Annotated in this window: 11 protein-coding genes and 1 tRNA gene; 5 read left to right on the forward strand and 7 right to left on the reverse strand. The window is 40.5% G+C overall.

What is annotated here, in order from left to right:
- Positions 1-732: 732 nt before the first annotated feature.
- The 3 genes from L0P88_RS16250 (at position 733) to L0P88_RS16260 (ending at position 6,207) form a co-directional block, all read left to right on the forward strand.
- Entirely contained in the window at positions 733-4,638 is a 3,906-nt protein-coding gene (locus L0P88_RS16250; protein WP_247130982.1) for a T9SS type A sorting domain-containing protein, read from the forward strand.
- Between the two features lie 21 nt (positions 4,639-4,659).
- Positions 4,660-4,923 (forward strand): hypothetical protein, encoded by a 264-nt coding sequence (locus L0P88_RS16255; protein ID WP_247130983.1) that lies wholly within the window; start codon positions 4,660-4,662, stop codon positions 4,921-4,923.
- A gap of 297 nt (positions 4,924-5,220) precedes the next feature.
- Positions 5,221-6,207, forward strand: a complete 987-nt coding sequence (locus L0P88_RS16260; RefSeq protein ID WP_247130984.1) for an IS110 family transposase — start codon at positions 5,221-5,223, stop codon at positions 6,205-6,207.
- Positions 6,208-6,584: 377 nt separating this feature from the next.
- Here the strand turns inward: L0P88_RS16260 and L0P88_RS16265 are convergent, their stop codons facing one another.
- A complete protein-coding gene (locus tag L0P88_RS16265; RefSeq protein ID WP_247130985.1) occupies positions 6,585-7,664 on the reverse strand; it encodes a DUF6615 family protein in 1,080 nt (359 codons plus the stop codon).
- Positions 7,665-7,775: 111 nt separating this feature from the next.
- The gene (locus L0P88_RS16270) at positions 7,776-8,540 is read right to left on the reverse strand and encodes a hypothetical protein (RefSeq protein WP_247130986.1); all 765 of its coding nucleotides are present in this window, start codon (positions 8,538-8,540) and stop codon (positions 7,776-7,778) included.
- Between the two features lie 209 nt (positions 8,541-8,749).
- Between L0P88_RS16270 and L0P88_RS16275 the strand changes: the two genes are divergently transcribed.
- Entirely contained in the window at positions 8,750-9,061 is a 312-nt protein-coding gene (locus L0P88_RS16275) for a hypothetical protein (protein WP_247130987.1), read from the forward strand.
- Positions 9,062-9,079: 18 nt separating this feature from the next.
- Here L0P88_RS16275 and L0P88_RS16280 read toward each other — a convergent pair.
- A tRNA-Arg gene (locus tag L0P88_RS16280) sits at positions 9,080-9,153 on the reverse strand.
- 65 nt (positions 9,154-9,218) lie between these two features.
- Here L0P88_RS16280 and L0P88_RS16285 point away from each other — a divergent pair.
- A complete protein-coding gene (locus tag L0P88_RS16285) occupies positions 9,219-9,731 on the forward strand; it encodes an adenine phosphoribosyltransferase (RefSeq protein WP_247130988.1) in 513 nt (170 codons plus the stop codon).
- Here L0P88_RS16285 and L0P88_RS16290 read toward each other — a convergent pair.
- The 4 genes from L0P88_RS16290 to L0P88_RS16305 form a co-directional block, all read right to left on the reverse strand.
- On the reverse strand, positions 9,725-9,877 hold the full coding sequence (locus L0P88_RS16290) for an SsrA-binding protein (RefSeq protein WP_158779837.1): 153 nt from the start codon (positions 9,875-9,877) through the stop codon (positions 9,725-9,727). The two genes, L0P88_RS16285 and L0P88_RS16290, sit on opposite strands and share 7 nt — an antisense overlap.
- Before the next feature lie 75 nt (positions 9,878-9,952).
- A complete protein-coding gene (locus L0P88_RS16295) occupies positions 9,953-11,287 on the reverse strand; it encodes a cell envelope integrity protein TolA (protein WP_247130989.1) in 1,335 nt (444 codons plus the stop codon).
- Positions 11,288-11,813: 526 nt separating this feature from the next.
- A complete protein-coding gene (locus L0P88_RS16300; RefSeq protein ID WP_247130990.1) occupies positions 11,814-13,529 on the reverse strand; it encodes a M56 family metallopeptidase in 1,716 nt (571 codons plus the stop codon).
- The gene (locus tag L0P88_RS16305) at positions 13,529-13,888 is read right to left on the reverse strand and encodes a BlaI/MecI/CopY family transcriptional regulator (RefSeq protein WP_247130991.1); all 360 of its coding nucleotides are present in this window, start codon (positions 13,886-13,888) and stop codon (positions 13,529-13,531) included. Before L0P88_RS16305 ends, L0P88_RS16300 begins: the two co-directional genes overlap by 1 nt.
- Positions 13,889-13,900: the final 12 nt, after the last annotated feature.

Here is a 13,900-nt window from a genome sequence, read left to right on the forward strand (position 1 = left end):
ATAAAACTATGGAACACCAGTTGAAGGCGCCCCCCAATCCATACAAAAAGCCATCTTTCAAAAATCTTTGGATAAATCTGTATTTCGGTTTTGTAATGGCAACAGAAATTTGATGTTGTCAATCTCCTTGAATACGGACTGTCAACCAAAATCCATTTGATGGTTTTGCTTCTTTGCAGCTGTTCGGGAAGCTGCAGTACGGGGCAAAAGATAAGATTTACCCTGATTTGGTCTTTCGTCCTATAAGGGAAATCCAAGCGAATCTATAGCGAGGTCCCAATTTGGATTGTATTAGGACGAATTCGTTCCTCCATACGGGGTTTACCCTTTAAATGACTTCGGCAGGATTTGGTCCTAGTTTCTGAAGTGCTATATTTTAAAGGATTTTTTAACCTAACAAAAATATGTTGACCAATTTGTTGAAGGTCTATTTAATTGTAATTGAAGTCATTTGACTTTCATTTCCAAAGTAAGAGTCCTAAATTTTAAAACAAAACCTATTTTGGAATGAATAAAGCTACTGCTTCGGTGAAAAAACCTACAAAAACTCTTTTTTGAAAGCAACCTAAGCATGGAAATGGCATCTTTTGTGTTACAGAAATTTCCATAAATATTAACGATTTGAACAAAATAAATACCTTTTGAAATTGTTTGAATAAAACCTACGTAAAGTATGTGTTTGAAATAATTTCAAAAGTTCCAAAGTCTTATGGCAACCTAACCTACTTGACCATGAAATACAGCTACTTTCCTAAAGGTATCGTGTTCCTCCTTTCGCTATTGTGTACCATGCATAATTTTGGCCAGGTGCTGTCCGTAAACCCCCAGGATTCCTTGGTGGTCCTGGAATTCCACAATCGGCTCCGGGCTGAGGGATGGCCAAGCCAATGGGACGATACCACACCTGCACGACAATGGAACGGAATTTTTTGGGAACCTTTAGCCAATGGCAGGGTAACGGGAGTCTCGTTAATGGGCAACGGTTCCTTTACGGCTGAAAGTATGCCCATGGCAATTACCGTGCTCAAAGATTTGGATGAACTGGAAGAACTGTATATAAACAGTTTTGGACTTGAACGGGTCACTTCGGAAATTGGAGAACTCACACAGCTCAAGGTCCTACATCTGTCTGATAACGAACTGTCGGTTTTACCACCGGAAATCAACAACCTTGGGAACCTTGAATTGCTGTTCATGGACAGGAACCGTTTTACATCGCTTCCCAACTTGTCCGGTCTCACAAATCTAAATACCCTCTCGTTGACCCAAAACTATGACCTGGAAGAAGTAGCACTGGACAATCTGGTAAGCCTTGAGATCTTAAGACTGGATTTCTGCCCCATTACTGAACTGCCCGAAACCATTGGCCAATTGACCAATCTGCGTATCTTGAACGTGGACCAATGCAAGCTTTCGTCCTTGCCCGATGCCATGGCCGATTTGGTCTCTCTCCAGGAACTGCGCATGCTGCGCAATGAATTCAATACCCTACCGCCCGTGGTCGGAAGCATTCGTTCATTGCTCCTATTGGATGTCGCCTTCAACAAATTGACTGAACTGCCCACCGAATTGGGTCAGTTGGAAAATCTGGTGGACATTCGTTTCAACCATAACCTATTTACCGTTTTTCCATCCTCTATCCTGGATCTGCCCGCATTACGGGGCATCAATGGCAGCAATAACCAAATAACGGGAAACATCCCTTCCCAGTTGTTCACCGTTACCAGCACATTGATCGATTTGTCCGATAACGATCTGTCGGGAGAAATCTTGTTGGGCCCAGGGGGCCAGGTGCCCCAACGGCTGCATATACCGGGGAACCGGTTCGAGCTGAAGGACATCCATACCCTCTATCCGGCCTTGGCTTTGGCCGGTACCGATTTGGAATTCAATCCCCAACAGTTGATAGGTTCCAACACTATCATGATACCGGAGGCAGGCACGGACATTGTCATAACGGTAGACGACTACACCCCTCTGGCCGGGGCTCAAGTGAATTGGTACAGGTCCAACTCGGTCAACGGAAAACTTTCTGCAGATTTTTTGGGCCAGGGCAATTCCTGGACATTGAACGACTTTGACCCAAGCACTGACGGGGGCGTGTTCTTTTGCAAGGTCACCCATTCCGATCTGCTGGGCCTTGAACTGGAAAGTGAGGAAATCCGAGTCATCGGTACCAATGGTGCACCCCTATTGTTCGCTGAGAATCTAAAATTCAGAAAGGACAACATCCCTTTTTTTACCTTCAATGCTACCGATGATTATACCAATGGACAGGACCTGGTATGGGATATTTCAGGTTCCACCCGATTTTCCTTTTTGGAACTTCCCTTCATCGGGATAGAGCGCAGGGAGATCATACTCACAGACCCGGATTGGTCCGGAAGCGAGCTGGTGGAACTGCGGGTAACGGACGAACAGGGGAACACTACAACGGAAACGGTCACGATTACCGTATTGGAAGAGACCAATGCTCCACCCGAAATTGGAACAGTGCCCCCAATCTATTTGAATTTTGATTTCTCGTTGCCCAATATAGGGGCGACAACCTGTCCGGAGACGTTCTATTTCAGTGCCATCGCACTCTTGAACCCCTTCGTTTCTGACGATTTCGACGATATGGAGGACCTTACAATACGTATCCATCCCAACAACCCCGATGAACTTTTGACCCATGAATTAAGCGTCAACATTGGTGATGGGGGCCCTAGAAAGGATATCAATGCCTTATCTACATCCTGTGGAAATACCTTTTTTAGCGTGACCTTTACTCTGGAAGTCGAGGACAGGGAAGGAGGCAGTAGCAGCCGGGAAGTTGTTATCATCAACGATCCCGCCAATACATCACCACAAGTTTTGCCCATACCGGAACAGGTCATCGTAAAGGGCAGTACAGACTTCCCCCTGTTGGACCTTACACCTTATGTGAGCGATGACAACCTACAGTTGGACCAATTGGAATTCTCTGTAATCAGTCAATCGGACATCGCTGTTGAATTCGAGAAGGAGGATGGAACGGTGATAGTCAATGCCTCGCCGATCAATTTGGACAGCAGTTATACCGATACGGTGCGTATACTGGTCCATGAGTCTACAAATCCTCAGTTCAATACGGAATTTACCATCACCTATCGTATACTGGAGAATGGGATTTTGGTATCCGGGACTATATTGAAAGAAGATGCAACGCCAATTGCAGGGGTGGAACTCACAGGTTTCGAACGACCTGTTTCCACTGATAATCAAGGATTCTATACCATGGAAGTTACCCCAGGATGGACGGGAACCGTTGTGCCCGTATTGACAGGGTATACCTTTTCTCCTGAGAACACGGCGCTCTCCAATCTACAAAACGTTGTAGATGGAATCGATTTTATCGGTACCCCTTTGATCGAACGCTATACCATTTCGGGAAGAATCGTCGATGAAACTGGGAACCCTTTACCCAATGTCCTATTAGGGGGATTTACCGATACCATTTCCACGGATGCCAACGGTGTCTTTGTCGCAAGTGAGGAAGCAGGATGGACTGGAACGGTGATACCGAAGCTACAGGGCCATACCTTCTCCCCGGAAAGTATAATGATTACTGACCTGCAGGCGGACAGGGCCTCGATAGACTTTACGGCAGTAGCGAATCCCATGGAATTTTCCATATCCGGACGGGTGCTGGATGTAATGGGCAATCCTGTTCCGAACGTTGTCATAAACGGTTTTAGCAGTATTGTCAGTACGCACAGTGACGGAACCTACACTGTTACCCAGACCATTGGCTGGTCGGGCAGCATTTCACCGGAACTGGACGGATACACCTTCTCCCCGGAAAATGTAATGATTGCTGACCTAAAGACAGACTTGGCCTCGGTAGACTTTATGGCAGTAGTGAATCCCATGGAGTTTTCCATATCCGGAACGGTAATGGACATCATGGGCAATCCCGTTCCGAACGTTGTCATAAACGGTTTTAGTGGTATGGTCAGTACCGATGGCAATGGAAACTATCGTACCAATGAAACCGCTGGATGGTCAAGCACCCTCTTCCCAGAATTACAGGGATATATTTTTGTCCCTGAACGTATAGTGATACCGGACCTTGCTTCGGATCGAACGGACGCCGATTTTACCGCTATCGCCATTCCAATTGAGTTTGCCATCTCAGGTACCGTAACCGATCAAGAGGGGAACCCTATGGAAAGTGTCCTTTTAAAAGGTTTTACCAAGGATGTAATCTCCGATATGGACGGTCATTTTGGGACAACGGAAAGTATGGGATGGTCCGGTCTTATCGTCCCGGAACTGGAAGGCCATCGTTTTGAACCTGAAACGTTTGGGATTGTCGCTCTGGACAGGGACCGCATCGTCGATTTTGAGGCAATTTCAGATTCCACCAATAAGATCGTTAAAATGCGGATCTATCCCAACCCAGGGGAGGATGGGGAGTTCACCATTGTGCTCCCACAGCCTGAACCGATAAGATCCATTCGCATTTTTGGAAGCTCGGGAAGGCTTGTCCACGAATCACAGGTCGAAGGAACGTTCGATTCCTATACCGTGGAACATGCCCTGCCCACTGGTCTGTATACCCTTGAGGTTAGAACCGGGAAAGATAGGATGGCGCAAAAGCTGCTGGTTCGATGATTTAGGTGGTTTGTCAATACGATGATAAACTTGGATGACCGTATCCGGAGTTTTAAAAATCTGCGCGGACTGATCAATAGTCGGAAACTGTTGGGCTATAAATTGAACCAGCTGGCCAAGTTCAACTACGAGCGTGAAGGCTCCAGCGCATTCAACTTAAGAGATTACCATGGTTTCGAGTTCAAGACCACCAACACCAATTTTATTCACCTGTTGACGTTTGAAACCAAATCAATTCAGATTAAATGGTGGTCCGAAAACAACGAAACCTTGCAAAATCTATGATTGCAAGGTTTCTTATTAGTTTGGAGCTTCTTCCCAGTGACCTCCACAGGATTTTCTACGCACTGCTTTAACATCCTGACAAACCTGCCTGCCGGCTCTTAGGTTTGTATTATTAAATCGAAGTATCTTAAAAAAGAAAAGGATGGGTGAACTTTCTTGCCGGCTAGATAAGATCCATTGCCTGTATTAGTCCCATCCTTAACTTTTAGACTGCCCGGAACCAGTTGGAATTTTAGATATCAAGGTCTATTAAGAGTCTTAGTCCCCTGGCAATCATTAACCTAATTCAAATGTACAATGAAAAAAGAATTTATCGGTATTGACGTTTCAAAAAGTACCCTCGATGTATACCTCTATCATGGCAAAGCGCACAAAGTATTTGATAATACCCTCACTGGGTTCTCTAAATTATTAGCCTGGGCGAAAAGACAATTGAAAGAAACTGAACCTGTATTTTGTTTTGAGCACACGGGTATCTATAGCTTAAAACTTTGTGAATTTATGCAACAAAATCAGTTTACCTATTTTGTGATCTCTGGGTTGGAACTCAAGCGGTCTCTGGGTATTAAACGTGGAAAGAATGACAAGGTCGATGCACAAGCTATTGCGCGTTATGCCTTTTTGTTCGAAAAGGAGTTGACCCCCTATCAACTTCCGGCCACATCATTATTAAAGCTGAAGAACTTATTAACTTACCGTGCTAAACTTGTACGGCAAAGAACAGCCCACCTCAACCAAATCACCGAGCAAAAAAAAGTGCTGCAGGTATCCCCGGATGATCCCATACTTGTTTCTGCGCAACAGATCATACAATTTTTGACCAAGGAAATCCTTCAGATCGAAAAACTTATAAGAACTCAGATCCAACAAAATCAAGAAATCACTCGAACCTTTAAGCATATCACCTCTATCAAGGGAGTCGGTTTAATCCTGGCGGTAACACTAATCACCGCAACCGATAACTTTAAAGCGTTTAAAACCTGGAGACAATTTGCTTGTTATGCCGGAATTGCGCCTTTTGAGCATCAATCAGGAACGAGTATAAAAGGCAAAACCAGGATAAGTACCTTGGGAAACCGAACAATAAAAACCTTGCTATCACAAGCAGCAGCTACCGCATTACAGCATGATCCAGAGATAAAAATGTATTACCAGCGGAGGTTGAAAGCCGGTAAATCCAAAATGTCAACAATCAATGTGATACGTAATAAAATAGTAAGCCGAACTTTTGCCGTGGTCAAGCGGGACAAGCCATATGTAAATTTAGCAAAATATGCAGCTTGAAAATTTGGATAAACCTTAGAATACAGGCAGGGCTCCGCCTTGAGAATCAAAACCTCGCTAAAACAAAAAAGCAAACTATTTGTTTTAGCTTGCTTTCGATCCATTCGTGACCTCGGCAGGATTTGTTGGCGCACTTCCTTTGTGTTCTCGCCTGAAAATAGAAAATCCAATTGCCATGCAATTGATTTTATTTTTACTCCGAACTTTAGAATCTTTGATTCAAGTTCTCCATAAAAACAAAAATCCATCACTACAGTGATGGATTTTCTGTTATAAGTGACCCTAAACATTCAAGGTTCAAACTTTTTGGTTCAGGATTTAAAATCAATTGGAGAGCTTTCAAAAGATATCCCTGCTTTATTAATTGCTTGTTAGCTTTATTTTTCTCCTATATCAATTTTTAAAATCCTTTTAGGGTATAGACCTAGTTGTTTATCATAGTATTCTTCAGATATAATAGGTGCATTTTTAATGACAATATTATTATCATAATTATTGGGACTCATAAATATTGAGTCTTCAGATATTGTTCTGTAAGCTATTCCTAATGTATATTCTTTATCTCTTTTTTTCATTTCTTCTTCTTCATCTCTATCAATTAATAACTCAGTATTTTTAAAGAAAGGAGGTAACGATTTATGGTAACCAACAACATCTTCTCCTTTTTCCTTACATGAATTAAGTAAATTCTCAACATTTTTAGAATGCATCAAATATCGTATTGGAAAAGTGTTTTTATGGCAATGTATGCTTTCAAACTTTTTATTTCCTCTTACTTTAGAATCCAACAGCTTCAAAATATTCTCAATAGGACTACATGTCCAACCAAATTGTTCTATCTGATACTCTTCTTTTTTTTGATGCCAAAAGGAGTGCAAATCGTCGTTATTTCTTACTCTTACGTAATTGTAAAAAGAATATAAAGGAATTGCATTATTTTTTTCGGCATACCTTTTTAAAATATCTACTTGTCTTTTTTGATTTGGTTTTTGACCAGATTTATAGTTTAAAGACTTGTAATTAAGGGTCTTAGGGTCTATTTTTTTAGCTTGAACAGCATAACGCAGCCACCCCATCTTTTCATTTCCTATCCACCATTCCCAATCAGTTCCTTTTTCCGGTTCTTTAATTTTTGGAGTTTGTATCACTATTATATTCCTATTTCCAGAACGTAGTATTTCCAATAAGATAATATCAGTTATGGTTTCTTCTCCCTGCCTAATACTCGCTCTACTTGTGTCCCTTAGTCGAAACCATACATCCTGCGATATTTGTTCAAATAATTTGTAAATCATAGATAATTGTTTCTTAATAAAAAAATTAGATAAATGAAAATAAATAAACCAGACAAATTTGTCTGGCTTTATGGACAATTTTGTCCAACTCATGACCTCCACATGTTTGCCTTCCAGAGCAAAGTCTTGCTTAGCGAAGGGAGGATTACTCATTTCACTCATGACCCCGAGCATCCGGAGTTCGAATTTTTCTACTGATTCTTTAGATAATATTAACAGGTATTTTGAAGATCAAAACATCTTGAAAATTGCTTGTTGAAGTTCTCTTATGTTTTATTTTTTGGATTCGAGTAGTTTTTCGATTTCTGCTAATCTTTTTTCAAGTGATCTCAATCTTTCAATTTCTTTTTGTTGTTGGATTGTATAAAGTGTAAGTTCTTCTATTTTTTGAAGTAATTGTATCTGAAAATCTCCTATATTCACTCCATTTTTTTCCATTTCTTTTGCAGAAGCAATGTTAGGTAAATGTTTTTTCTCTTTAATATAGTTTTCAATGAATTCAAGAGTAGGCAAATTATAATCACTTTCAAATACAAAATCAGCGGTTGGAGTAAGGGTTACTTTTATTTCTTTTGATTCCAACTTACCATATATGGCAACATTTCCACTTTGTTTAAAAATAACTGATGGGCTGCCTCCTTTAGGCCTAAATTCTAAATAATCATTATTCCCATATTGTGCTATATCCCAAAAATTCATTTCAGGCCCTTTTAGCCTTATAAATGCCCATTCACTTGAGTTTGTATTTTCAATACTTAATTCGGCTCTATTACTTTTTATATGTAAATTGCTAGATGGGTCAGATGTTCCAATTCCAATTTTACCACTATTACGTTTAATAACAAATGTGTTTGAATTCCAGCTATCGTTATATCTTCTATCAATATAAAAATCATCCAAATTATTGATCCCCATTGTTATTTTAAAACTTTCATTTCTTGACCAACCTAGCCAAGAGTAATCAGAATCTGTACTATTAAGATGTAATAAATTATTTTGAGAACTTTTAATATGTATTGGGTTAGATTGACCTTTCATATTGAAAGAAAAAGCTATTAGAGTTAGAGTAAAAATAGTTTTTTGTATCAATTTCTTCTTATATAAGTGATTTTATTATAAAAATTCAAATAATTGCTTACAACAATTGTATAAACCCAATAGGGTATGTTTATTAAACATAAAAGTAAGAATAACCAACAAAAAAAGCGAGACAATATTGTCTCGCTTTGGTAAATTTTGTCTTAAAAGTGACTTCTACAGGCTCGTCTGCCATAGCTAAGCTTTGTTTAGCGATGTCAGGATTACTCGTTTCACTCGTGATTCTGACAAAGCTCCGCTTTGAAAATAATTCAAACAAAAAAACGCTCAAGCTAGCTTGGCGTTTTTTCTTATTGAACTATTTATTCGTGACCTCGGCAGGATTTGCTGGCGCACTTCCTTTGTGTTCTCGCCTGAAAATAGAAAATCCAATTGCCATGCAATTAATTTTATTTTTACTCCGAACTTTAGAATCTTTGATTCAAGTTCTCCATAAAAACAAAAATCCATCACTACAGTGATGGATTTTCTGTTATAAGTGACCTCGGCAGGATTCAAACCTGCAACCTTCTGAGCCGTAATCAGATGCGCTATTCAGTTGCGCCACGAGGCCGTTATAATTAGGGGTGCAAATATATTTCTTTTTAAATTTATGGCAAAACCCATCAATTAAAAGCAATGGATTTTGATTCGTATATACGTGATGTAAAAGACTTTCCGAAACCTGGAATCCTTTTTAAGGATATTACCCCTTTGCTACAGGATGCAACGGCAATTAAAAGAGCCTCGGAAACACTCTATGATTTTGTGGGAAATCATGAGGTGGACAAGGTTGTGGGGGTAGATAGTAGGGGTTTTATTTTTGCCCCTTTATTGGCGTATAAATTGGACGCCGGCTTTGTGCCCATAAGGAAAAAGGGGAAGCTTCCTGCGGATAAGCTTTCAGAATCCTATGACTTGGAATATGGTACGGACACCTTGGAAATTCATTTGGATGCCATAAAGCCGGGGGAAAAGGTGTTGGTCCATGATGATGTTTTGGCCACGGGAGGTACCGCAGAGGCGGTATGTAGGTTGGTGGAGAATCTAGGAGGGCTTGTGGTACAATGTAATTTTATTATCCATTTAAGCTTTTTGCAAGGAGAACAGAAACTGAATGGCTATCCCATCAAATCCTTGTTGACCTATTGATCCAGTGCATTTTTAGTGACGTAATAACGCCATCCAATAACAGCCAACTGCCATTTTTTTGCCTTGGCCAAATCCAATTGTTGTTTGGTGAAGGAAGGAAGTAGTGCTTTGTTGAGTTTGGCCAGGAACTTAAAGAGTGATTTCATTTTGCTGTATTGTGGATTGCAATCTACTAAAAAAGCCCTGACTATCACATCAGGGCCTTTGGTTTAAGGGCAATTTCACTTTTGATCGCTTTCTATCATCTTTTTGGCCAATTCCGCCCCAATCAGGGATTCCAATAAGTTACCCTCGTTGGTTTTGCCCCCATTTCCATCAATATAGATTTCAGGTAGGTTTAGGCTTTTCAGCTGTCCGGCTACACCCACTGCCGTCTTGTACTCCCACTCGGCACGTTCCTGGGGAGTTAAACCGGCATTGACCAATTTGGCATTTTGATAGGCCTCGGCATCCGCCGCGACCTTTTTGCTCTGTGCCTTGAATTTTTCTACTTCAAATTGCTTTTTCTCCTTGACCAGGTTGAATTCGGCAACCTTTGCTTCGGTTTCCGCAGCAATCGTTTTCTGGATTTGTTCCTTTTCCAATCGGGCGCGTTCTGCAGCCTTTTCTGCCTCGCCACGGGCCTTTTCCTTTTGTGCGCGGTAGAACTCCCGCTCAGCCTGTTGCTTTTCGAGCTGTGTCTGCGCCACTTCTTCCTTTTGCAATTGTAGGCGCTTATCAAAGGTTTGTTCCCAGTCAATTTCGGTAACCACGGCCTGTACAACGGTCAATCCATAGGCTTTAAGGGAGTTGCCCCGCTCACGCACGGGGAGGCCATCCTTAAATTTTATTCGAAAACGTTTCTGTTTGCTCTCTTTGTTCACAACGGTCCGTACTGTTGCGGAGTCTCCAATGATTTCCTGGGGTTCACTGGCCACATACTCTTCCAATACATACATTCCGTTTTCCAGTTGGTCCTTAAAATAGCGATCAAAGTCGGAGGCCTGCCCCGAAATATAGTCCTGGGCATCCATTAGTTTGCAGGTATTTTTAATACTCTGGTCAATATTGGGAATGATCCGTGAACGAATCAGGTTTTTCTCCGTTTTGTTCCTGTCCGCAACGGATAGGAATTGTATCTCATCTTCGGTATTGATACTGATGACCACAGAAGTGGCAATCCGTGCTTTTACCGCATCACTGAAAGCCCAATATTTGGCTTTATCGACATTGGCATATTCGCTCTGCTCTCCCAATTCCCCTTCACCATTTGGAATCACGTATTTAATGGGAAGTTCAAACTGAATAGGGATAAGCCTGCCCCACATTTTGGTATGGATTCCCTGTCGGAAAACCGCTTTTTGACCACCCCACGGGTATTGCACGGCATAGGCGGTACCTGGTTCCGCATAGAAAAAAGTGCCGGTTACAACGCTCAACACAATACCTACCAAAACAATTTGCAGGCTTTTTCGGGTATTGAACCATTTGAGCAAGTTCGAATTTTTAAAAATGGGTTTAAGGACAAGCGTGCTTAAACCAATGACAATAACAAGTACTCCTAAGAAAGTTAACATAGGTCTAAAATTTAAAAGGTTGGACAATAATTTTTGATTTCACTTGGAAATCCTTGGCGGGGAGTTGCTCACAAAAGCACCGCCAAGATGGAAAGGATAAATGTGAGCAACAATTTAGCTAAGGTTATCATGATCGATTGTTTTTTGATACTGAGTTATTCTGATCCTCAGTTTTGATTGATTTAAACTCCGTTTTTGATTTGTTTTTTCAATATATCATGATAATTATCATACTTACAAATATTTTGATGCTAAATATTGAAATTGAATATAAATATGTAAGTAAAAAAATGAAATTTGTTACAATATTTTACACTACTCCTTGATTAAAGTTTATAAATGTAAATACAGAATAAGGTTTTCACTCCAAACTGTAGGTTTTGTAGGGGGTTTTTAAGGGATTTTTCAAAAACCAAGGGGCATTTCGTTTAAAAAATGGTGTTTTTTTGCGTTTTCGTTTTTTGATCAACAAAAAAAGCCAACCGTTTTAGGGTGGCTTTCTGAGTGGAAATGGAATGTTTTTTGGCTAGTTTTTCGCCTTGGTGGTAAACTCGACCACTCCGTTCTTAGCTTTTCTACCATATTTTTTTGTGGCCGCTTTCCCCTTAAGGACATTTACGCTTTCAACTTCATCCGGTGACAGTTGTTTTACCTCTTTTTTGGAGGATTCCTTTCCATTAATTACGTACAGCGGTTCTTTTCCATCGGTATCAACATAGAAGAAACCGTTGTCCCCACTAAGTACTTCAATATCGGAATCATCGTCCGAGTCCTTTACAACCATTACCTGTTTCCCATTTTTGGCTTTGTGTTTGCTGATTTTATATGGTTTTTTTGCGTTTTCGTCCGCATCTACGGAAATATACATGTGTACACTTTCATCATGGTCCTCGTCCACATGAACCTGTATATCGTGCTCTTGTAGCTCACTTTCGTCAACCTCCTCACCATTGATGAAGACTTTGCTTACGCCATCCTCTTTTTTGATCACTACTTCTTTAGGTTTATCATCCCCAGTACTCACCCAAACCCTGTTTTTATTTGTAAACACATTTGTGGTTTGCGATTTGTATGCCCCTTTGGAGCCGATGGAAACCAAATTGTTTTCAACATCGACCAATATGAACAATGGGGAAATCCCATTTTTGGTATCCGATGTATTGTGGGAGTTATTAAAAGCAGCACCGTTTTTGCCAATACCGGATACATGCAGGGAAATATCAATGATTTCCCGGTTATCATTGCGAACGGTGGTGTAACTAAAGTCAACATCATCTTCGGCCAGGGTTTTCTTCATTTCCCTAAGCTCATCGTCAGAGGTGTCCTTATTGATGATGAGTTCGACCTTTTTGTAGGGTTCAACCCCATTTGGACTGTTTTCATTTGGAAACTGATAGACCGTTTCCGTGTTAAAACCTACTAAGAATACGACTAAAAAGGGCAATACAATGAGGGATTTCAAGGCCTTCATTTGTTTTGATTGATTTTTGTTCAACATGACTATTCGTTTTTTGATTAATGAATTATAGAAAGAATTTGTGATTGAAAATTGATACCCTGTTGCTTGATTGACCATCAAATATTGATAGGATTTTCTATTGAACGTATGAATGGCTTTCGCGTCGGCCAAAAACTCCAGGTTCTGTTGTACCTTCTTTTGGTAGATCCAAATCAAGGGATTGAACCATAGCAATACCTTTAATAGTTCTGCCAATAGCACATCTACGCTATGCCAATCCCTGGCGTGTACTTTTTCATGGGCCAGAATGGCCTCCAGTTCGTTTTTATGAAATTGATTGGGATTGTAAAAAAGACTTTTAAAAAAAGAAAAGGGCGCTATTTTTTCCCGGGTCTCTACGTGCAACAAATCGTCTTCCTGCCACGTACGCCCATTTTTGTAGAGTCTTTTCATGGATTTCAATTGTATAAGAAAACGTATGAGGAAAAAGAAGCATCCCAGAATATATATAAAGAGTAATAGGAACACCCAAGTGGGGAGGGTAGGATCCAAGGGAAGTACATTTGTAATGGATTCCCCATTGTCCTGGGTAGGGACCAATTGAAGGGATACCGTACGCTTTAATTTAAGGAATGGAAGTAATGCGGCGGTCAAAATACCCAATATTAGGAATAGCCTATTTTCACTAAAAGTAGTTTCCCGTTGCAGGAACAAGCAATAGGTACACCAAAATAAAAGTAGGATTCCGGACGACTTTAAAAGATAAATAGCAAATTCCACCATTAGTTGTTTTTTTCGATGAGCTTAATGATTTCCTTGAGTTCTTCAATCGATATTTTTTCTTCCTTGGCAAAGTGTGAGACCAAACTCTTGTACGAATTATCATAAAAATCCACTATGGACGTATTTACATAGACCTTTCTGTAATGCTCTTTGGAAATTGTGGGGTAGTATCGATGTGTATTTCCAAAGGCTTCATGATCAACATATCCCTTTTCCTGAAGGTTTCGGACAATGGTTGATAAGGTATTGTAGTGGGGTTTGTCCCCCTTTATTTCCTGAAGGATTTCCTTGACAAAGGCTTTTTCAAGCTTCCAGAGGATTTTCATGATTTCCTCCTCTTTATTGGTCAATTTTTGCATGGGTCACATTTT

This window comes from Muricauda sp. SCSIO 64092 (assembly GCF_023016285.1).
Taxonomy (GTDB): domain Bacteria; phylum Bacteroidota; class Bacteroidia; order Flavobacteriales; family Flavobacteriaceae; genus Croceivirga.

What these genes read in the sequence shown, in the direction of transcription:
- L0P88_RS16250 (WP_247130982.1), top strand. Translation starts at nt 733, where the DNA reads ATGAAATACAGCTACTTTCCTAAAGGTATCGTGTTCCTCCTTTCGCTA.
- L0P88_RS16255 (WP_247130983.1), top strand. Translation starts at nt 4,660, where the DNA reads ATGATAAACTTGGATGACCGTATCCGGAGTTTTAAAAATCTGCGCGGA.
- L0P88_RS16260 (WP_247130984.1), top strand. Translation starts at nt 5,221, where the DNA reads ATGAAAAAAGAATTTATCGGTATTGACGTTTCAAAAAGTACCCTCGAT.
- L0P88_RS16265 (WP_247130985.1), bottom strand. Translation starts at nt 7,664, where the DNA reads ATGAGTGAAATGAGTAATCCTCCCTTCGCTAAGCAAGACTTTGCTCTG.
- L0P88_RS16270 (WP_247130986.1), bottom strand. Translation starts at nt 8,540, where the DNA reads ATGAAAGGTCAATCTAACCCAATACATATTAAAAGTTCTCAAAATAAT.
- L0P88_RS16285 (WP_247130988.1), top strand. Translation starts at nt 9,219, where the DNA reads ATGGATTTTGATTCGTATATACGTGATGTAAAAGACTTTCCGAAACCT.
- L0P88_RS16290 (WP_158779837.1), bottom strand. Translation starts at nt 9,877, where the DNA reads ATGAAATCACTCTTTAAGTTCCTGGCCAAACTCAACAAAGCACTACTT.
- L0P88_RS16295 (WP_247130989.1), bottom strand. Translation starts at nt 11,287, where the DNA reads ATGTTAACTTTCTTAGGAGTACTTGTTATTGTCATTGGTTTAAGCACG.
- L0P88_RS16300 (WP_247130990.1), bottom strand. Translation starts at nt 13,529, where the DNA reads ATGGTGGAATTTGCTATTTATCTTTTAAAGTCGTCCGGAATCCTACTT.
- L0P88_RS16305 (WP_247130991.1), bottom strand. Translation starts at nt 13,888, where the DNA reads ATGCAAAAATTGACCAATAAAGAGGAGGAAATCATGAAAATCCTCTGG.